Consider the following 18,271-nt stretch of genomic DNA (forward strand, 5'->3'; position numbering starts at 1 on the left):
ACTCCGTTGTGTGACCTGACCGGGGCCCGTCGATCCGACGCACGGCGAACCACCGCGGTGCGCCACGCCGTGCACCCGGGAACGGTTGCGCATGGGCGTCGGTCCCGCATCGGCAGCCGATGCGGGAATCGGCCTATGCGTCGCCGAGCGCCGAAACCGCGGCCCTCAGCGCCAGCAGATAGCTTTGGACTCCGAAACCGCAAATCTGCCCGCTGACGATCTCGGCCAGCACGGAGTGATGCCGGAACGGCTCGCGTGCATGAATGTTGGACATGTGCAGTTCGACGATCGGGCACGTGAGGATGGCAAGGGCATCGCGAATGCCGTAGCTGTAATGCGTCCATGCCCCGGCGTTGATCAGCACCGCGTCCTGGCGTTCCTCGAAAGCGCGATGAATGCGCTCGCACATCGCGCCTTCGCTGTTCGTCTGGAACGAGTCCACCTGTACACCCAGTTCCTCCGCCAGCCCTTGCAGCCGCGCATCGATCTGCGCGAGCGTGATCGTCCCGTACTGTGCAGGGTCGCGCTTGCCGAACACGTTGTGATTGATGCCATGCAGCATCAGGATCTTCTTCATGCGAATCTCCATCGCGTGTTCAATCAAAGGGCACGGCCAGCCGATCGATCACCGAACTGGTCTCGGGGCGTACGCCGCGCCACCATGCAAACGCTTCGGCCGCCTGCTCGACCAGCATGCCGACGCCGTCCGCAATGCCGTGTACGCCGGCGTTTTTCGCGAGCCGGAGAAACGGCGTCAGACGCTTGCCGTAGGCAAGTTCGTAGGCCGTGCCGGCCGGACTGAACACGCTCGGCGGGACCGGCGGCAGGTCGCCGGTCAGGCTCGCCGACGTCGCATTGACGACCAGGTCGAAACGCCCCATCCGTGCGAGGTCCGCGTAGCTGCCGGCAACGAGCGGACCGCGTCCGGCAACCTGCGCGACCAATGCGCGCGCCTTGTCGACGTCGCGATTCGCGATGACCAGTTCAGCCGGTCCGGCGTCGAGGAACGGCAACAGCGCGCCGCGTGCCGCGCCGCCCGCACCGAGCACCAGGACACGCTTGCCGGCCATCGGCAGCTTGAGGTTCGCCTCGATATCACGAACCAGGCCGATGCCGTCGAAGTTGTCGGCCAGGATGCGGCCGCCGTCGAACTTGAGCGCGTTGGCCGCGCCCGCGAGCTGCGCCCGCTCGCTGCGTTCGTCCGACATCGCGAACGCGTCGAGCTTGAACGGCGCGGTGACGTTGATGCCCTTGCCGCCGCCCTCGAAAAACGCACGAACCGTGGCAGCGAAAGCGCCTGCCGGCTCGACGGGCCCCTCGATGGCCGTATAGCTGAGGTCCTGCCGCGTTTCCTGCGCGAAGAGGCCGTGAATCAGTGGGGACTTCGTGTGCCCGATCGGATTGCCGATCACCGCGTATTGGTCGGTCATCATTGGCTCGCTTTTGAATAGAGGACGCCGTCGGCCTGCATCGCGTCGATTTCGGCCGGATCGAACCCGAGGGCGCGCGCGACTTCCGCGTTGTGCTGCCCGAGATCGGGCGCGACGTCGCGTATCGTCGTATCGCAATCGGAAAACCGGAACGGCAGGTTGGGCAGGCGCAGCGTCCCGTAGCGCGGATGCTGTTGCTCGACGACCATGCCTCTCGCCTGGATCTGCGGATCGTTCAATACCTCGTCGATGCGCTGCACCTTCGCGCACGGAACGTCGATGCCGTCGAGCAGTTCCAGTACCGACGCGACGGAACGCGCGGCCACCCACGGCTCGACCACCGACAGAATCTCCGCGCGGTGCGCGTTGCGCCCGGTGCTGTCGTGAAACCGCGTGTCGGCGCCGAACTCCGCCGGGCCGCCGTGCGTCGCGATCAGCTCGGCGAAGCGTTTCCACGCGTCGTCGACCTGCGCGGCGATCACGAGATCGCCATCCGCGGCACGGAATACGCCGTAGAGCGTCGAGGTCGGCATGTCGTGCCCGGTCTGCTCGGGCAGCACGCCCTGCAGCGTGTAGCACTGCACCGCATATTCGTGCATCGATACCAGCGTGTCGTACAGCGCCATGTCGATGTGCTGCCCGCGGCCGCTCTTCACGCGCCCCAGCAGCGCGGCGTTGATGGCCGCGACCGCATGAATGCCGGTATACATGTCGCCGAGCGAGATGCGCAGCAGCGGCGGCCGCTCGCCCGGCGTGCCGACCATCTGCATGATTCCGCTCTTGGCTTCCGCGATCAGCCCGAAGCCTGCGCGATGCGCATCGGGACCGGTGTGCCCGTACGCCGAAATCGAACAGTAGACGAGGCCCGGATTACGCGCCGACAGTTCGGCATAGCCGAGCCCGAGCTTGTCCAGAGCGCCCGGCCGATAGTTCTCGATGAACACGTCGGCCGAGTCGCACAGCCGCTGCATGAATGCCTTGCCGCGCGCGTCCTTCATGTTGACGCTCACGCCGCGCTTGCCCATGTTGAGCTGCAGGAAGTAGCCGCTTTGCTGGTCGTCGAGCACGGTCGCGTGCTGGCGTCCGGCGTCGCCCGAACCGGGGCGCTCGACCTTGATGACTTCGGCGCCGAGCGCCGCGAGACAGCGCCCGACATACGGCCCGGCAAGGAAGTGGCTGTAGTCGACGACGCGAATGCCTTCGAGTGGGCGAGCCTGCATCACAGTGCCTCCGGGCGGCGCGGCACCATCAGGCGATGCTCGCCGCGTTGAACGACCTGACCGTCCTGATTGATCAGCTCCGACGGCAGCACGACGATGCCCCAGTCCGGGCGACTCTTGCTGGCCCGCATCGAGCCGACGCGGAACGTCACGTGCAGTACGTCGCCGACCTTGATCGGCAGCAGGAAATCCCAGCTCCAGCCGAGCGACATGCCCGGCAGAAAGCGATAGTCGCTCTGCGTCTTCAGGCCGTCGGCGATGGACAGGCCGAACAGCCCGTGCGCGACGAGGCAGCCGAAATGGCTCGCGTTCGCGTATTCCTCGTCCACGTGGACGGGCGTATGGTCGCCGGTGAGGTCGGCGTACGCGAGAATGCGTTCCTTGGTCACGACGTAGCTCGGGCTCGTGCACGTGTCACCCTCGCGGGCGTCGTCCCAGTATTTTTCGACGATCGTCATGGTCATGCCTCCGCGCGCGGGTTGATCGCCAGTGCCTGCGCGACGCAGGAAGCCGGCCTGGCCTGGATCAGCTCGACGGCGAGCCCGTCGGGCAGGCGAAGCCAGTTGCGCCCTTGCGGCATCTCCGTCACGCCGAAGCGTTGCGCCGCGGCCAGCGCGGCCTCCAGGTCTTCGCACATCACGCCGAGATGCGCGAGCCGGCCTTCCGGGCCATCGTGTTCCGGCGCGTGGATGAACTGCAGGCCGCCGAGCGTCCAGTACTGCCGCGGTGCGTCGAGCGTGCCGTCCACTTCGCGCAGGGTCATGCCGAGCACGTCCTCGAAGAAGCGGATGTGCCAGCGGATGTCCTTGACCCAGATCGCAACGTGTTCGAGATAGGCTTTCGTGGCATTCATGCGGCGGCCTCCTGCCGTTGGCGGTCGGCCATCGCGCGTTCCAGCCCCTTGATGCAGGCGACGAGCGTGGCATTGACCGGGGTCGGCACGCCGTAGCGCTGCCCCCAGCGCACGACCGAACCGTTGATGAAGTCGATTTCGGTGATCGAGCCCTTCTCCAGGCTTTGCAGCATCGACGTCTTGAAGGACGCGGGCAGCCCCTCGGCGGCGAGCGTCCAGGCCTGCTCGGGATCGGTCATCGACAGCTTGACGCCGGCCGCCTGCGCCGCCGCGATCGCCTCGGCCACGGCCGCGAGCGACGTCGCCTTCAGCAGCGGCTCATCGTAGAGCTGCCCGTAGGTGAGGCCGGTCAGGCCGGTCAGCGCACCCGTCGCGACATTCACCAGCAGCTTGTCCCACATCGTGCCGACGATGTTGTCGCTGATCGTCGTGGCGAGGCCGGCGGCATCGAACGCGGCGGCGATCGCCTGCACGCGCGGTGTGATGCGGCCGTCGAGTTCGCCGATATAGGTGTATTTGCCGATCACGCCGGATTCGATATGGCCCGCGCCGCGCAGCACGCCACCGACGTAGGTCTTGCCCGCGAGGACGCGCTCGCGGCCGACGACGTCGATCAGGATGTCCTCGTGTCCGAGGCCGTTCTGCAGCGACAGCACGGCGGTATCCGGCCCCACCAGCGATTGGGCGCCGCGGATGGCCGCGTCGGTGTGGAACGACTTGACCAGCACCACCACCAGGTCGGCCACGCCGACATCGGCAGCCTGGGTCGTCGCGTGGACGCGTACATGGCGGGTGCCGGCCGCGTCGTCGACGCGCAGGCCGTCACGGCGCATCGCGTCGACGTGTGCCGGCGAGCGGTCGATCAGCCAGGTCTCGTGGCCGCCTTGGGTAAGGGTGGCGCCGATCGCGCAGCCCAGTGCGCCGGCGCCCAGAATTGCTATTTTCAATGGCTTCTCCTTTGTCGACCAGAGTTGGCGCTTTGGCGCCTTACTCTGGTCCCATGCAAAGCTGACGTATGGCATCACGATAGGAGTCGCCGCTCATGCCGACAATGCAATGGATACAATGACGTCATTGCCATGGACAATAACGCCACGATGCCTGCCGACCTGCCCGACCTGAAGCTGCTTCAGCTTTTCGATCTCCTGTACGACGTGCGCAGCGTCACGCGCGTCGCCGAGCAACTGGGCCAGAGCCAGCCGACGGTCAGCATCTGGCTCGGGCACTTGAGGGAACACCTGCACGATCCGCTCTTCATCCGGACACCCGGCGGCATGGCGCCGACCCCGCAAGCCGACGCGCTGATCGGGCCGTGCCGGGAAATTCTCGAATCCCTGCGGCGCTTCACCGCATGGGAGATCGCGTTCGATCCGGCGACGGCCCAGCGACGCTTTCGCATCTGCATGACCGACGCGAGCCACATCACGCTGCTGCCAAGGCTGCTGGCCCATGTCCGGGCGCAGGCGCCCGGCGTCCGGCTGGAAGCCGCACGGATCGACGGCAATACGGAACGCGCGCTCGAATCCGGCGAAGCCGATCTCGCGATCGGCTATGTGCCGTGGCTGGGTGGCGGCATTTATCAGCAGAAGCTGTACGACCAGGACTGGGTATGTCTGGCCAACCGGCATCATCCGAGGATTCGCGGTCGCCTCGGGGCAAAGCAGTATCGTTCCGAAGGACATGTCGCCATTACCGCGGGAACCGGGGCGCAACTCCTCGAACAGGCGCTGCGGCAGGCGCGCATCGAGCGCGACGTCGTGCTGGAGTTGCCGGGTTTCCTGGGTTTGGGGGCGATCGTCCAGACGACCGACCTGATCACGACGCTACCGCGTCATATCGGCCAGACACTGGCTCAGGCGAGCGATCTGGCGGTTCATGCGTGTCCGATCCCGGTCGACGGGTTTGCGGTACGGCAGCATTGGCATGCGCGATATCACCATGAGGCCGGCAACCGGTGGCTGCGCGGCGTCGTGATTCAACTGTTCGGTGCATCGCATTGACTTGCGGGTTCGGCGTTCGCGATGGACGCCGGACTGGCCGGCGCCTGGCTGGATGCGAAACGTCCGGAAAGCAGTGTTTTTCGACGTTTTGCGTCGAGGTTCGATGCGGTTGAGATTTTTTCAGTCGCATCGAGACGATATGATTTCTCCAGCCCCAACACCGTCGGCCGATCCATGAAGCGCGCCAGCATCGCTGCGACGCGGCCCCGCAAGCACGAGAGAGTTGTATGCCGGACACGCCAATCGTCATCGTCGAACACGCCCGCAGGCGAACCGCTCGAGTCCGGGCCGGCGACGTCCCCGCCGCCTTGCAGGATGGTCCCAAGTGGGTGTGCAGGATTGTGCCGGACAGGATCGTCCCGGATCACGCACAGAGGTCCTGCGAAGGGCAACGATCCGCCGCAGGCGCGGCTGAAAGGCTCGGTCGACTGAAGCCTGCGAACGTCGTGTTGACGGACCCTGTCCCGAGCGCCGGCGGCTGGCTGGCGCGTTCTTCGACCGACGGAGCCGGCCGGTGTCGCGCCTATGCGCATCTCGGTGCGAACCGGATCCTCGAGATGGTCGGCATGCCGGGCGTCGGCCCGTGGCTCGACGAGCACGACGCCTGGTGGCCCGGCGCGTACGAGTTGCCGCTGCTCGAGCAGTTGTCCGCGAACGAGTCGCCTCTGCGCGACCTGCTTGGTGCGACAGCACCCGCCCATCTGCTGATGAGCCTGACCGAAGTCGACGGCACCGCACTCGTGACCGAATCGGACGATGGCATCGAGCGTCCGTTCCGAATTCCTGCGGGTGTGGATACGATCCATTTCGCGCCCGTACGTATCAGCGGGCCGGCGGCGCAGTGGCGCGAAACGCTCGTCACCGCGTTCGACCGTGTCCGGCATCTGGTCGGGCTCAGATCGGCCCGCCCTTTCTATCTTTGACGCAAGCACCCGTTCTCCGGCAGACCACGCGATGACCGACGCACTCGACTCCTTCGACCGCAAGATCCTGAATATCGTCCAGCGCGATTGCACCGCGACTGCGGATGCCATCGCCGAACGGATCGGCCTGTCCACGTCGGCCGTGCAAAAGCGGCTGAAGCGCATGCGCACCGAAAAGATCATTTCGGCGGAAATCGCGGTGGTCGATCGTGCGGCGGTCGGCAGGCCGATGACGTTCATCGCGGCAATCGAGATCGAACGCGAAAACTACGAGACGGTCGCGAGGTTCCGCGAGTGGTCGAAGGCGCATGACGAAATCCAGCAGATCTACTACGTGACCGGCTCCGCCGACCTGATCGCGATCATCACCGCGCGCGACGTCGAGGCGTACGACCGGCTGTCCGCGCGGATCATGCAGAGCAATCCGATGATCCGCCGGATCAACACGAATGTCGTGCTGAGCGCGGTCAAGGTCGGGCTGTTCGTGCCGGTCGACAAGGACGGCGACGACGAACCGCCGGCCGCCTGACGTACTGGTTTCGCGCGGGACGGGCGATCCGTCCGTCCCGCATGACGAACCGCAATGGGCGATGGCTTGAATCGGGCGAAACGCATAATTTGAAAATCGATTCGCATAACTAACCTGTGTCGTGTAGTCAATGAACAGGAGATGATCGAGATGGAACTCAAACTGGCACTGGTCGGTTTCGGCGGAGTCAATCAGGGACTGGTCGAACTGCTCAAAAAGAAGCGCGCGATGCTGGGCGCGGCGGGACTCGACGTATCGGTGACGATGGTCGCCGACCTGCGGCTCGGGATCGCGACGAATCCTCGCGGTATCGCGCTGGACGTCCTCGACGAAACCGCCCGACGGGGCGTCGATGCCGAAGCGCTGCGTCGCGATCCCGGCACGCTGGTGTCGCCGGACGTCGGCCTCGGTGCGGTGCTGAAGGCCATCGCGTCGGAACACGTGGATGTCGTCATCGAGGCGACCTTCACCGATCCGAACACCGGTGAGCCCGCGCTGTCGCATTGCCGTACCGCGCTCGAATGCGGCAAGCACGTGATCACGACCAACAAGGGGCCGATCGCGCTCGCGCAGCCGGCACTGGCGCGGATCGCCGCGCAATCGGGTGCGTGTGTGATGTACGAGGGCACGGTGATGAGCGGCACGCCGGTGCTGCGGCAGCTCGCGACCTCGCTGCGCGGCTGCGACATCCGCGGCTTCGCCGGCATCCTGAACGGCACGTCGAATTACGTGCTCGGCGAGGTCGAGGCCGGCGCGAGCTTCGATGCGGCGATCCGGGATGCGCAGCAGCGCGGCTATGCGGAGGCGAACCCGGCGGCCGACGTCAACGGCTCGGACGTACAGCTGAAGGTCGTCATTCTGGCGAACGCACTGTGGAATGCCGGCCTCGAGCGCGCCGACGTGACGTGCCGCGGCATCGTGGAATTGACCGAGCACGACGTGCGCGCAGCGGCGGCGGAGCGCATGTCCTGGCGGTTGATCGGATCCGCCATCCGCCATCCGGACGGCACCGTTACCGCGAGCGTCGAACCGCGCAAGCTGCCGGCCGGCCATCCGCTGCTGGCCGCGAGCGGCGTGACGAACGCGATCACGTTCGACACCGACGTGCTCGGTGGCGTGACGATCAGCGGGCCGGGTGCCGGGCGCGAGGAAACGGCGTTCGCGATCCTCTCCGACCTGATCGAACTGGCGGACCGGATTGGCGCGGCCTCGCACGAGGTGGCCGCATGAGCGCGCGCGATGCGGTGATGAGCGACTGCACGGGAGCCGGCGTAGCCGATGTGCGGTCGCCGTATGACGGCTCGATCGTCGGCCAGGTTCGTCTGTCGCGAGCCGATGCGGCGCCGGTCCTCGTCGAGCGCGCGCTCGACGGCGCGCGCGCGGCCGCAACCATGCCGCGCAGCCGGCGGGCCGACCTCCTGTTTCGCGCAGCCTCGAGCGTGGAGGCACAAGCGGAGACATTCGCACGCACGATCGCGCTCGAAGCGGGCAAGCCGCTGCGGCAGGCCCGCAAGGAAGTCGCGCGCTGCGTGAACACGCTGCGCCTGTCGGGCGAGGAAGCGAAACGACTCAACGGCGAGACGATCCCGTTCGACGGGTATCCCGGCTCGGAGGATCGCAGCGGCTACTACACGCTGGAGCCGCTGGGCGTGATTCTCGCGATCACGCCCTTCAACGACCCGCTGAACCTCGTCGCACACAAGCTCGGGCCGGCGCTCGCGACCGGCAATGCGGTCATCCTGAAGCCCTCGTTGCTCGCGCCGCTGTCCGCACAGGCGCTCGTCGAGGTCCTGTGGGAAGCCGGTGCGCCGCGCGCCGCGCTGCAGATCGTGCACGGCGGCGCGGATCTCGCGTCCGCGCTGGTGCGCGACCGGCGCATCCGGATGGTGACCTTTACCGGTGGCCCGCAGACCGGCGAGGCCATCACGCGCGATGCGGGACTCAAGAAGATCGCGATGGACCTGGGCGGCAATGCGCCGGTGATCGTCATGGCCGACTGCGACCTGAAGGATGCCGCCGAATCGTGCGTGTCGGGCGCGTTCTGGGCGGCGGGACAGAACTGCATCGGCACGCAGCGGATCTTCGTCGCCGAGGCCGCGTACGAGCCGTTCGTGCGGTATTTCGTTGAACTGACCGGCAGGATGGTCGTCGGCGATCCGCTGGACGATGCGACCGACATGGGGCCGATGATCGGCGAGGAGCAGGCGATCCGCATCGAACGCTGGGTCGACGAGGCAGTGTCGCGCGGTGCGACGGTGCTGACCGGCCATCGGCGACGCGGAGCGCTGTATGAACCGACAGTGCTCGCGGATGTGCCGCACGACGCGCGTGTCTGGACCGACGAGGTATTCGCGCCGGTCGTGACGATCGAGAAATTCACCGACCTGCAGCAGGCGCTCGACGCGGCCAACGCGTCGGAGAGCTGCCTGCATGCAGGCGTGTTCACCAACCGCCTGGAGGTGGCGCTCGGCGCGGCCGAGCGCCTGCAGGCGGGCGGCGTGATGATCAACGATTCGTCCGATTACCGCTTCGACGGCATGCCGTTCGGCGGATTCAAGCATGGGTCGCTGGGCCGCGAAGGCGTTCGATTCGCGATGACGGACATGACGCAGCCGAAGGTGGTCTGCTTCAGGCGCAACCGGCGGCTGTCTAGCTGATGCGCAAGCGCGGGCCCCTCGCGGGCCGGCGCGGCGCGAACCGGAGCGGTGTGAGCAACGTATCGAAGAAGGAGTCGAGGATGCCAGCAGCAATTCCTGCATGCAAACCGGCGGCGGACGCGCTGGTGGTCGAGGATATTCACAAGTCGTTCGGCGGTGTCGAGGTGCTGAAGGGCATCTCGTTGACCGCGAAGAATCACGAGGTCGTGTCGATCCTCGGCAGCAGCGGGTCGGGGAAAAGTACGTTCCTCAGGTGCATCAACTTGCTGGAAATGCCCGACCGCGGCCGGATCTGCGTGAATGGCGAAACGCTCGCGCTGAAACAGGCAGGCCGCGACGGCGCGCTCGTCGCGGCCGACGCGCGGCAGGTGATGCGCGTGCGCCGCAGGCTCGCGATGGTGTTCCAGCAGTTCAATCTGTGGGCACACATGACCGTGCTGCAGAACGTGATGTTCGTGCCGGTGCGCGTGCTCGGCGTGCCGAAGCGCGATGCCCGCGACAAGGCGATCGCGATGCTCGAACGGGTCGGGCTCGCCGGCAAGTGCGAACACTATCCGAACCAGCTGTCGGGCGGCCAGCAGCAGCGCGTCGCGATCGCACGCGCGCTCGCGACCGACCCCGACGTGATGCTGTTCGACGAGCCGACGTCGGCGCTCGATCCGGAACTCGTCGGCGAAGTGTTGAAAGTGATGCGCTCGCTGGCCGACGAGGGACGCACGATGCTCGTCGTCACGCACGAGATGGGGTTCGCGCGCGAAGTCGCGAACCGTGTCGTGTTCGTCCATCAGGGACGAATCGAGGAAGACGGCAGTCCTGACGAAGTGTTCGCGAGCCAGAAATCGCCGCGTTTCCAGAAGTTTCTGTCCAGCATCATTTGATGCGGATTCAATGCCAACCGGAGAGGAAACCATGAAAAAGCTGCTTCAATCGTTGTGCGTGGGCGCGGCATTGCTCGGATCGGTCGCGCAGGCCGAGCAGGTCGTGCGGGTCGGCACGCTCGCCGATTACGCGCCGTTCGAATACAAGGATGCCTCCGGCAAGCTGCAGGGCATGGAGATCGACATCGGCAAGAAGATGTGCGACACGATGAAGGTCAAGTGCCAGTGGGTGACGATGGATTTCGACGCGCTGATTCCGGCACTCAAGGCGAAGCAGATCGATGCGGTGCTCGCGCAAATGTCGAAGACGCCGGAGCGCGAGCAGTCGGTGGACTTCACGCGCATCGTCACGACGGCGCCCGTGCAGCTCGTCGCGAAGCAGGGCTCGGGCATCACGGACAACGCCACCACGCTGCGCGGCAAGACGATCGGCGTTCAGACGGCCTCGACGCACGAATCCTATTTGCGCCGCCGCCTGCCGGCGAGCAAGTCGGGGATCGACGTGAAGGTCTATCAGACGCTCGACGAGGCCTGGCTCGATCTCGAGGCCGGGCGTGTCGATGCGGTGTTTGCCGACAACACGGTCGCGTACGACTGGCTGACGAAGGCCGGCAGGAAGGAAGGCTTCGACTTCGTCGGCAAGCCGATCGCCGATGCGGAGATCTTCGGCGACGGTACGGCGATCGCGGTGCGCAAGGGCGACGCGCCGTTGAAGGCGCTGTTCGACAAGGGCATCGCGCAGGTGCAGGCGGACGGCACGTTCGCCGCAGCCAACAAGCGCTATTTCCCGTTCAGCATCGCGCCGCAATAACCGCGCATCGGGACCGCGCGGGCGCCGGACGGCGGCCTGCGCGATTCCGGTCTTACACGGAGCGATATTACGATGGATATCCTGGTGAACTACGGCGCGCAGATCGCGGCTGGCGCGCTCGTCACGCTGGAGCTGGCAGTCGCCGCGCTGTGCGCCGGCATGCTGCTCGGCATCGCCGGTGCGTCGGCAAAACTGTCGAGCCTGGGGTGGCTCAGGCATGCGACCTACGCGCTGACCAATTTCCTGCGCGGCATTCCCGAGTTCCTGATCCTGTTGATCTGCTACTTCGGGCTGTCGCATTTTCTCAACGCGCAATTCGATGGCGCCGTTGTCATCAGCCCGTTCTCCGCCGGCGTGATCGCGCTCGCCGTGGTATTCGGCGCGTACTCGTCGGAGATGTTCCGCGGCGCGTTCAGCGCGGTGCCGGCCGGCCAGATCGAGGCCGCGCGCGCGTACGGGATGACACGCCTGCAGACGCTGTGGTACGTGCGCCTGCCGCAGGCGTGGCGCATCTGCCTGCCGAGCCTGAACAACATGTGGCAGAACCTGCTGAAGGACACGTCGCTGGTGTCGATCGTCGGGCTCGAGGACATGTTGCGCAAGGCCAACATCGCCGCGCAGTTCACCAAGCAGCCGTTCGTCTTCTACGTGGCGGTCGGAATCGTCTATTTCGGCTTTCTCGCCGCATCAAACCCCGTGTTCGCGTGGCTCGAGCGCAGCGCGGGCCGCGGTTACGCAACACGCACCTGAGGAGGGCCATCTGATGAACGACTTTGTTTCCCTCATCGCGCAGTCCGGCCCGGACATCGCGCGCGGCATAGGGATCACGCTCGCGCTGCTGGTGCTGTCATGCACACTGGCGTTCGCGCTCGCGGTGCCGCTGGCGGTCGCGCGCACGTCGGCGTGCCGCTGGCTGTCGACACCGAGCCGCCTGTTCATGTCGGTGTTTCGCGGCACGCCGCTGCTGGTGCAGATTTTCGTGCTGTATTACGGGCTCGCGCAGTTCTCGATCGTGCGTGCGTCGCCTCTGTGGCTGCTGGTCGGCGGATCGTTCTCGTGTGCGTTGTGCGCGCTGACGCTCAATCTCGCGGCCTACATGGCGGAAGACATCCGCGGCGGGATCGCCGGCGTCCCCGCCGGCGAGAAGGAGGCCGCGCTCGCGTTCGGGATGAGCCGCTTCATGCTCACCTGGTTCGTGATCGTGCCGCGCGCGATCGGCATCGTCGCACCGACGCTCGGCAACGAGATCGTGCTGCAGCTCAAGTCGACCGCGCTTGCCAGCACGATCACCGTGCTCGACCTCACCGGTGTCGCGCGACGCATCTCCATCGAAACCTATACGACCGACGCGCTGATGCTGGCCGGCATCGTGTACGTCGGTATCACGGCGGTGCTTTCGACCGTGCTCAAACGCGTCGAAGGTCTGCTGAATCGCCATCTGGGCAGCGTGCGTGCCTGACGGGCGCCGCATGAACGCGACATAACGAACGCGACACAACGAACGATCCGAGGACGACATGGGATACAAGCTTGAAACGCTGGCGCTCGCCGCGGACCGCGACGTGACCGACGAGAAGTCGGTCGCGCCGGCGATCCACTATTCGGCGGTGTTCAAGGCAGCCGGCAGCGAGGAATTCGCGGCGATGTCGAGCGTGCCGCAGCATCCGCGCAACTACACGCGCTACGGCAATCCGGTTCACGAGCGCGTGAAGGCGGTCATGGCGGAGCTCGAGGGCACCGAGACCGCGCTCGTCACGGCATCCGGCATGGGTGCGATCGCGACCGCGATCCTCAGTGTCGTGAAGGCCGGCGATCACGTCGTCGGCCAGACGCGTCATTACATGAGCACCACGAAGCTGCTCGACGACATGCTGCGCCGGTTCGGCGTCGAGGTGACGTTCGTCGACCAGACCGACGTGGCCGCGTTCGATCGCGCGATCCGGCCGAACACACGGCTGATCGTGCTCGAGTCGCCGGTCAATCCGCTGCTGCTCGTGACCGACATCGCCGCGGTGACCGAAATCGCCAGAGCCCGCGGCATCCTCACGCTCGCGGACAACACGTTCGCGTCGCCGATCAACCAGCAGCCGCACCGGCTCGGTGTCGACATCGTCGTGCACAGCGCGACCAAGTATCTGGGCGGCCATCACGACCTGACGGGCGGCGTGATCTGCACGAGCCGCGTGCTCGCCGAGCAGATCTGGCATACGCACATCACGCTCGGGGCGGTGCTGTCGCCGATGGACGCATGGCTGCTGCTGCGCGGGCTGCGCACGCTGCCGATGCGCGTCGAGCGGATCAATGCGAACGCTCAGGCGCTCGCCGAATTCCTCGAAGCGCACGCGAAGATCGAGCGTGTGTTCTATCCGGGCCTGCGCAGCCATCCGCAGCATGGGCTCGCATGCCGGCAGATGCGCGGTTTCGGCGGCGTGGTCGCGTTCGGTGTGCGGGGAAGCTACGGCGAAGCGCAGCGCTTCGTCGAGGCGCTGCGCTTGCCGCTGAATGCAGGCAATCTCGGCGGCGTCGATTCGCTCGCGATCCATACGGCATCCATGTGGGCGGGCACGATGTCGGCGGAGCAAATGCGCGCTGCCGACATCCCGCTCAATTTCATTCGCTATTCGGTCGGCATCGAGCACATCGACGACCTGAAAGGCGATATCGCGCAAGCATTGGAGCAGATCTGACACGGACCCGCGCGCACGCTCGATCGACGCCCCACGCGCGTCGCGCCGACCTTTGAATCGATGCGGGCACGAGCTGCGCGGATCGCAACGACGGAGCACGGACTATGCATGACATCACAGTACTCGACGGCGGCATGGGGCGCGAACTGGCGCGGATGGGGGCGCCGTTCAGACAGCCGGAATGGTCGGCACTCGCGCTGCTGTTCAACTGCAGCCAGCCGGAAGCGATGGGTGCGGCGATCGAAGCGGTGCAGCGCACGCTCGCAAGCACGGGAACGTCGCTCGTGATCGGTGCCTATGCGAACGCGTTTCCGCCTCAGCGCGCCGATGCGTGCGCGAACGAGGAACTCCACGGCCTGCGCGGCGACATCGATCCGCCTGGCTATGCAAGATGGGCGGAGCAGTGGCTTGCGCTGGGCGCGCGGATCGTCGGCGGGTGTTGCGGAATCGGTCCCGGCCACATCGCGGCATTGCGCGACGCGGTCGATGCGCGCGGCGCCGCGCACACCGGGTTCGGCCAATGAAGATCGACGGCCTGGACCAGAAGATCATCGACGCATTGTGTGCCGATGCGCGGATGCCACTCGCGGTATTGGCCGACCGGATCGGTCTGTCCAGGCAGGCGGTCCGCAACCGGATCGACCGGCTCGAAGCGCTGAACATCATCGCAGGCTATACGGTGCGGCTCGCATTGCCCGACGATGTCGTGCCGGTGCGCGCCGTGATGCTCGTGTATCGCCGGGACCGGATGCGCGGCGCGGACGTGCTCGCCGCACTCGAGCGGATCGCCGAGGTGCGCGATTGCGCGGTCCTCAGCGGCGAGGTCGATTTGCTGGTGCAGATCGAGGCGGCCACGCACGAGCGCATCAGCGACATCTGGGCAACGATCAGCGCGCTGGACGGCGTGCAAAACATGACGACCAGTTTCGTGCTCGATTCCGTCGTCCACAAGCGGTGATCAAAGCGGCGCAATGGGAAAAGGGCAGGCGGGGAGGCTGCGCGTCGTCCGGTTCGGCGTCCGTGACGGCGTATCGAAGCCACGCGGCGCTGGAGCGGCTTGCTGCCCGCTCCACGCGCGTGGCCGTACTCAGGCTTTCAGTGCGCCGAAGATTTCATTGAGCATCGACTTCGCATCGCCGAACAACATGCGGTTGTTGTCCTTGTAGAACAGCGGATTGTCGACGCCCGCATAGCCGGACGCCATGCTGCGCTTCATCACGATCGACGTCTTCGCCTTCCACACTTCCAGCACCGGCATGCCGGCGATCGGGCTCGACGGGTCGTCCTGCGCGGCCGGGTTCACGATGTCGTTCGCGCCGATCACCATCGACACGTCGGCCTCGGGGAAGTCGCCGTTGATCTCGTCCATCTCCAGCACGATGTCGTACGGCACTTTCGCTTCGGCCAGCAGCACGTTCATGTGCCCCGGCATGCGGCCCGCGACCGGGTGGATCGCGAAACGCACGTCGACGCCCTTCTCGCGCAGCAGCTTCGTCAGCTCGAACACCGTGTGCTGGGCCTGTGCGACGGCCATGCCGTAGCCGGGGACGATGATCACGCGCTTTGCATCGCGCAGCAGCTCGGCCGTCTCCGCCGCGCTCACCGCGACCGCCTCGCCGGCCGGCTGCGCCGCGCCGCCGCCGGCTGCCGCCGGTGCGCCCGCGCCGCTGCCGAAGCCGCCGGCGATCACGCTGATGAAGTTGCGGTTCATCGCGCGGCACATGATGTACGACAGGATCGCACCGGACGAGCCCACCAGCGCGCCGATCACGATCAGCAGGTCGTTGCCGAGCATGAAGCCGGTGGCGGCTGCCGCCCACCCCGAGTAGCTGTTGAGCATCGACACCACGACCGGCATGTCCGCGCCGCCGATCGCCATCACCATGTGCACACCGAACAGCAGCGAGATCACGGTCATCACGACGAGCGGCAGCATGCCGTTCTGGATGCTTTCCGCATGCAGGAACGCGCGGCAGTAGTAGATGACGATCAGCAGCGCGGCGAGGTTCATCCAGTGGCGCGCCGGCAGCAGCAGCGGCTTGCCGCCGATCTTGCCCGACAGCTTGCCGAACGCGATGATCGAGCCCGCGAAGGTGACGGCACCGATCAGGATACCGACATAAATTTCCACTTCATGGATCGCCTTCTCGGCGCCGGTGAACTGCAGCGACGTGTCGATGTAGCTCGCGAAGCCGACGAGGCAGGCCGCGAGACCGACCAGGCTGTGCATCAGCGCGACCAGTTCCGGCATCTGCGTCATCTGCACCTTCTTCGCCGCGTACAGGCCGACCGCGCCGCCGACGACGAGCGCGGCGATCACGTACGGAATGCCCGCGGCCGACACGCGCGGCCCGGCCACGGTGGCCAGCACGGCGATCAGCATGCCGATCATGCCGAGCAGGTTGCCGCGGCGCGCGGTTTCGGGGTTCGCGAGGCCGCCGAGGCTCAGGATGAACAGGATCGCGGCGCCGATATAGGAGACGGTAGTCAGGTTGGAAGTCATTGTTGTCGTCCCCTTATTTGCGGAACATCGCCAGCATGCGGCGCGTGACCGCGAAGCCGCCGAACATGTTGACGGCCGTGAGCGTGAGCGCGCCGACCGCGAGACCGAGGATCAGCCCGGCCGGACGATCGCCGGCGTTGGCCAGCTCACCGAGGGGCGGTGCGACCTGCACGAGCGCGCCGATCGCGATGATCGACGAGATCGCGTTGGTCACGCTCATCAGCGGCGTGTGCAGCGACGGCGTGACGTTCCAGATCACCATGTAGCCGACGAAGCACGCGAGCACGAACACCGTGAAGTGCGACAGGAAGCTCGCCGGCGCGAACTGGCCGACCAGCAGGAACGCCAGCGCGCCGATCGCGAACACGATCGCGAGCGCCTTGGCCGACATCGGCTCGCCGCTATGTCCATGACCTTTCGACTTCGCCGGCGCCGCGACTGCCGCGGGTGCGGCAGCCGCAGGCTTGGGCGCGACGGCCGCCTGCTTGATCGGCGGCGGCGGCCACGTGACGTTGCCTTCCTTGACGACGGTGAGGCCGCGGATCGCGTCGTCGTCGAAGTCGACGTTGATCGTGCCGTCCTTGGCCTTGCACAGCTCCTCGATCACGCGCAGCAGGTTGGTCGCATAGAGCGTCGACGACTGCCGCGACAGGCGCGACGCGAGATCGGTATAGCCGACGATGGTCACGCCGTGGCGCACCACGGCTTCGCCGGGCACCGTGAGTTCGCAGTTGCCGCCCTGTTCGGCGGCCATGTCGACGATCACGCTGCCGGGCTTCATCGACTGCACCATCTCGGCGGTGATGAGCTTGGGCGCCGGCTTGCCGGGGATCAGCGCGGTCGTGATGATGATGTCGGCGTCCTTGGCCTGCTGCGCATACATCGCGCGCTGCGCCTGCTGGAAGCCCTCGCTCATCACCTTCGCGTAGCCGCCGCCGCCCGAGCCTTCCTCTTCGTAGTCGACCTTGACGAACTCGCCGCCCAGCGACTTGACCTGATCGGCCACCTCGGCGCGCGTGTCGTTCGCGCGCACGATCGCACCGAGGCTCGCGGCCGTGCCGATCGCGGCCAGACCGGCCACACCGGCGCCGGCGATGAACACCTTCGCCGGCGGGATCTTGCCGGCCGCCGTGACCTGGCCGTTCAGGAAGCGGCCGAACGCATGCGCGGCCTCGATCACCGCGCGATAGCCGCTGATGCTGGCCATCGACGTGAGCGCGTCCATCTTCTGCGCGCGCGACAGCGTGCGCGGCAGCGAATCGATCGCCAGCACGGTGGCGCGCTTCGCGGCCAGCTGCTGCATCAGCTCGGGGTTCTGCGCGGGCCACACGAAGCCGATCAGCGTGCCGCCTTCGCGCATCAGCGCGACTTCGTCGGCGCTCGGCGGGCGCACCTTGAACACGATGTCGCTGCCGGACCAGAGCTCGGCCGCCGTGGCGGCGATGCTCGCGCCGGCCGCGCGGTACGTGTCGTCGTCAAAGTTCGCGCCGGCACCGGCGCCGCTTTGGACGGCCACCGAAAACCCCAGCTTGATCAGTTTCTCGACCACCTCGGGAACGGTCGCAACGCGCCGTTCGCCGGTGGCTGTCTCCAGAGGAACCCCAATCTGTAATGTCATAGTGTGAAAGATGGGTGATGGCCATCGCGAAGCGCTCGGGCCGGTGCGTCAAGGTAACAGAATCATGTGTGTGTTTAGTGGCTCGCGCGAGGGTTCGCATTAAAAATGGAACGACCGTTCGCTGGGCGCGAATAGAGTATGCCCCATAACAACGGCGCCATC

At 66.4% G+C, this 18,271-nt stretch carries 21 protein-coding genes; 12 read left to right on the plus strand and 9 right to left on the minus strand.

The features are described from left to right. Nucleotides 1-133: 133 nt before the first annotated feature. The 6 genes from aroQ to U4Y91_RS03785 are packed head-to-tail and all read right to left on the minus strand — an operon-like array spanning nucleotide 134 to nucleotide 4,450. Entirely contained in the window at nucleotides 134-577 is a 444-nt protein-coding gene (aroQ, locus tag U4Y91_RS03760) for a type II 3-dehydroquinate dehydratase (RefSeq protein WP_321803381.1), read from the minus strand. A 19-nt stretch (nucleotides 578-596) separates the two neighbouring features. Further along, entirely contained in the window at nucleotides 597-1,430 is an 834-nt protein-coding gene (gene aroE, locus U4Y91_RS03765) for a shikimate dehydrogenase (protein WP_321803768.1), read from the minus strand. Further along, complete coding sequence (locus U4Y91_RS03770; protein ID WP_044848447.1) at nucleotides 1,430-2,650, minus strand: CaiB/BaiF CoA transferase family protein; 1,221 nt, start codon at nucleotides 2,648-2,650, stop codon at nucleotides 1,430-1,432. Before U4Y91_RS03770 ends, aroE begins: the two co-directional genes overlap by 1 nt. Then, nucleotides 2,650-3,108, minus strand: a complete 459-nt coding sequence (locus U4Y91_RS03775; protein WP_321803383.1) for a MaoC family dehydratase — start codon at nucleotides 3,106-3,108, stop codon at nucleotides 2,650-2,652. Before U4Y91_RS03775 ends, U4Y91_RS03770 begins: the two co-directional genes overlap by 1 nt. A gap of 2 nt (nucleotides 3,109-3,110) precedes the next feature. Further along, nucleotides 3,111-3,503, minus strand: a complete 393-nt coding sequence (locus U4Y91_RS03780) for a VOC family protein (protein ID WP_044848449.1) — start codon at nucleotides 3,501-3,503, stop codon at nucleotides 3,111-3,113. Beyond that, a complete protein-coding gene (locus U4Y91_RS03785) occupies nucleotides 3,500-4,450 on the minus strand; it encodes a ketopantoate reductase family protein (protein WP_124523931.1) in 951 nt (316 codons plus the stop codon). The genes U4Y91_RS03780 and U4Y91_RS03785 overlap by 4 nt, the downstream gene beginning before the upstream one ends. Nucleotides 4,451-4,582: 132 nt before the next feature. Here U4Y91_RS03785 and U4Y91_RS03790 point away from each other — a divergent pair, with 132 nt between their 5' ends. Continuing rightward, complete coding sequence (locus U4Y91_RS03790; protein ID WP_044848491.1) at nucleotides 4,583-5,503, plus strand: LysR family transcriptional regulator; 921 nt, start codon at nucleotides 4,583-4,585, stop codon at nucleotides 5,501-5,503. Here U4Y91_RS03790 and U4Y91_RS03795 read toward each other — a convergent pair. Next, entirely contained in the window at nucleotides 5,479-5,694 is a 216-nt protein-coding gene (locus U4Y91_RS03795) for a hypothetical protein (protein WP_321803387.1), read from the minus strand. The genes U4Y91_RS03790 and U4Y91_RS03795 overlap by 25 nt on opposite strands. A 36-nt stretch (nucleotides 5,695-5,730) precedes the next feature. Here U4Y91_RS03795 and U4Y91_RS03800 point away from each other — a divergent pair, with 36 nt between their 5' ends. The 11 genes from U4Y91_RS03800 to U4Y91_RS03850 all read left to right on the plus strand — a co-directional run bounded on the left by U4Y91_RS03800 (nucleotide 5,731) and on the right by U4Y91_RS03850 (nucleotide 14,946). Then, on the plus strand, nucleotides 5,731-6,426 hold the full coding sequence (locus U4Y91_RS03800) for a hypothetical protein (protein ID WP_321803389.1): 696 nt from the start codon (nucleotides 5,731-5,733) through the stop codon (nucleotides 6,424-6,426). A gap of 31 nt (nucleotides 6,427-6,457) precedes the next feature. After that, entirely contained in the window at nucleotides 6,458-6,955 is a 498-nt protein-coding gene (locus U4Y91_RS03805; protein ID WP_321803391.1) for an Lrp/AsnC family transcriptional regulator, read from the plus strand. A gap of 150 nt (nucleotides 6,956-7,105) precedes the next feature. Beyond that, nucleotides 7,106-8,185: a homoserine dehydrogenase gene (locus tag U4Y91_RS03810; RefSeq protein ID WP_321803393.1), complete on the plus strand. Its 1,080-nt coding sequence runs from the start codon at nucleotides 7,106-7,108 to the stop codon at nucleotides 8,183-8,185. Then, nucleotides 8,182-9,612, plus strand: a complete 1,431-nt coding sequence (locus U4Y91_RS03815; protein WP_321803395.1) for an aldehyde dehydrogenase family protein — start codon at nucleotides 8,182-8,184, stop codon at nucleotides 9,610-9,612. Before U4Y91_RS03810 ends, U4Y91_RS03815 begins: the two co-directional genes overlap by 4 nt. An 80-nt stretch (nucleotides 9,613-9,692) precedes the next feature. Next, nucleotides 9,693-10,490: an ABC transporter ATP-binding protein gene (locus tag U4Y91_RS03820; RefSeq protein WP_044848454.1), complete on the plus strand. Its 798-nt coding sequence runs from the start codon at nucleotides 9,693-9,695 to the stop codon at nucleotides 10,488-10,490. A gap of 31 nt (nucleotides 10,491-10,521) precedes the next feature. Then, nucleotides 10,522-11,301: a transporter substrate-binding domain-containing protein gene (locus U4Y91_RS03825; RefSeq protein WP_321803398.1), complete on the plus strand. Its 780-nt coding sequence runs from the start codon at nucleotides 10,522-10,524 to the stop codon at nucleotides 11,299-11,301. Nucleotides 11,302-11,373: 72 nt separating this feature from the next. Then, entirely contained in the window at nucleotides 11,374-12,051 is a 678-nt protein-coding gene (locus U4Y91_RS03830; protein WP_321803400.1) for an ABC transporter permease subunit, read from the plus strand. 13 nt (nucleotides 12,052-12,064) lie between these two features. Then, on the plus strand, nucleotides 12,065-12,760 hold the full coding sequence (locus U4Y91_RS03835) for an ABC transporter permease subunit (RefSeq protein ID WP_321803402.1): 696 nt from the start codon (nucleotides 12,065-12,067) through the stop codon (nucleotides 12,758-12,760). A 58-nt stretch (nucleotides 12,761-12,818) separates the two neighbouring features. After that, on the plus strand, nucleotides 12,819-13,988 hold the full coding sequence (locus U4Y91_RS03840; protein ID WP_321803404.1) for an aminotransferase class I/II-fold pyridoxal phosphate-dependent enzyme: 1,170 nt from the start codon (nucleotides 12,819-12,821) through the stop codon (nucleotides 13,986-13,988). A gap of 104 nt (nucleotides 13,989-14,092) precedes the next feature. Next, nucleotides 14,093-14,512: a homocysteine S-methyltransferase family protein gene (locus U4Y91_RS03845; protein WP_321803406.1), complete on the plus strand. Its 420-nt coding sequence runs from the start codon at nucleotides 14,093-14,095 to the stop codon at nucleotides 14,510-14,512. Beyond that, a complete protein-coding gene (locus U4Y91_RS03850; RefSeq protein WP_321803408.1) occupies nucleotides 14,509-14,946 on the plus strand; it encodes an Lrp/AsnC family transcriptional regulator in 438 nt (145 codons plus the stop codon). The genes U4Y91_RS03845 and U4Y91_RS03850 overlap by 4 nt, the downstream gene beginning before the upstream one ends. Nucleotides 14,947-15,075: 129 nt before the next feature. Here U4Y91_RS03850 and pntB read toward each other — a convergent pair whose 3' ends face one another. Continuing rightward, nucleotides 15,076-16,491, minus strand: a complete 1,416-nt coding sequence (gene pntB / locus U4Y91_RS03855; RefSeq protein WP_321803410.1) for a Re/Si-specific NAD(P)(+) transhydrogenase subunit beta — start codon at nucleotides 16,489-16,491, stop codon at nucleotides 15,076-15,078. Between the two features lie 13 nt (nucleotides 16,492-16,504). Continuing rightward, a complete protein-coding gene (locus tag U4Y91_RS03860; protein WP_321803412.1) occupies nucleotides 16,505-18,109 on the minus strand; it encodes a Re/Si-specific NAD(P)(+) transhydrogenase subunit alpha in 1,605 nt (534 codons plus the stop codon). Nucleotides 18,110-18,271 lie beyond the last annotated feature (162 nt).

This window comes from Burkholderia sp. BCC1993 (genome assembly GCF_905339865.1).
GTDB lineage: Bacteria > Pseudomonadota > Gammaproteobacteria > Burkholderiales > Burkholderiaceae > Burkholderia.

Excerpts from the sequence above, each read along its gene's own strand:
- aroQ (WP_321803381.1), bottom strand. The coding sequence starts at position 577 with ATGAAGAAGATCCTGATGCTGCATGGCATCAATCACAACGTGTTCGGC.
- aroE (WP_321803768.1), bottom strand. The coding sequence starts at position 1,430 with ATGACCGACCAATACGCGGTGATCGGCAATCCGATCGGGCACACGAAG.
- U4Y91_RS03770 (WP_044848447.1), bottom strand. The coding sequence starts at position 2,650 with ATGCAGGCTCGCCCACTCGAAGGCATTCGCGTCGTCGACTACAGCCAC.
- U4Y91_RS03775 (WP_321803383.1), bottom strand. The coding sequence starts at position 3,108 with ATGACGATCGTCGAAAAATACTGGGACGACGCCCGCGAGGGTGACACG.
- U4Y91_RS03780 (WP_044848449.1), bottom strand. The coding sequence starts at position 3,503 with ATGAATGCCACGAAAGCCTATCTCGAACACGTTGCGATCTGGGTCAAG.
- U4Y91_RS03790 (WP_044848491.1), top strand. The coding sequence starts at position 4,583 with ATGGACAATAACGCCACGATGCCTGCCGACCTGCCCGACCTGAAGCTG.
- U4Y91_RS03795 (WP_321803387.1), bottom strand. The coding sequence starts at position 5,694 with ATGCTGGCGCGCTTCATGGATCGGCCGACGGTGTTGGGGCTGGAGAAA.
- U4Y91_RS03800 (WP_321803389.1), top strand. The coding sequence starts at position 5,731 with ATGCCGGACACGCCAATCGTCATCGTCGAACACGCCCGCAGGCGAACC.
- U4Y91_RS03805 (WP_321803391.1), top strand. The coding sequence starts at position 6,458 with ATGACCGACGCACTCGACTCCTTCGACCGCAAGATCCTGAATATCGTC.
- U4Y91_RS03810 (WP_321803393.1), top strand. The coding sequence starts at position 7,106 with ATGGAACTCAAACTGGCACTGGTCGGTTTCGGCGGAGTCAATCAGGGA.
- U4Y91_RS03815 (WP_321803395.1), top strand. The coding sequence starts at position 8,182 with ATGAGCGCGCGCGATGCGGTGATGAGCGACTGCACGGGAGCCGGCGTA.
- U4Y91_RS03820 (WP_044848454.1), top strand. The coding sequence starts at position 9,693 with ATGCCAGCAGCAATTCCTGCATGCAAACCGGCGGCGGACGCGCTGGTG.
- U4Y91_RS03825 (WP_321803398.1), top strand. The coding sequence starts at position 10,522 with ATGAAAAAGCTGCTTCAATCGTTGTGCGTGGGCGCGGCATTGCTCGGA.
- U4Y91_RS03830 (WP_321803400.1), top strand. The coding sequence starts at position 11,374 with ATGGATATCCTGGTGAACTACGGCGCGCAGATCGCGGCTGGCGCGCTC.
- U4Y91_RS03835 (WP_321803402.1), top strand. The coding sequence starts at position 12,065 with ATGAACGACTTTGTTTCCCTCATCGCGCAGTCCGGCCCGGACATCGCG.
- U4Y91_RS03840 (WP_321803404.1), top strand. The coding sequence starts at position 12,819 with ATGGGATACAAGCTTGAAACGCTGGCGCTCGCCGCGGACCGCGACGTG.
- U4Y91_RS03845 (WP_321803406.1), top strand. The coding sequence starts at position 14,093 with ATGCATGACATCACAGTACTCGACGGCGGCATGGGGCGCGAACTGGCG.
- U4Y91_RS03850 (WP_321803408.1), top strand. The coding sequence starts at position 14,509 with ATGAAGATCGACGGCCTGGACCAGAAGATCATCGACGCATTGTGTGCC.
- pntB (WP_321803410.1), bottom strand. The coding sequence starts at position 16,491 with ATGACTTCCAACCTGACTACCGTCTCCTATATCGGCGCCGCGATCCTG.
- U4Y91_RS03860 (WP_321803412.1), bottom strand. The coding sequence starts at position 18,109 with ATGACATTACAGATTGGGGTTCCTCTGGAGACAGCCACCGGCGAACGG.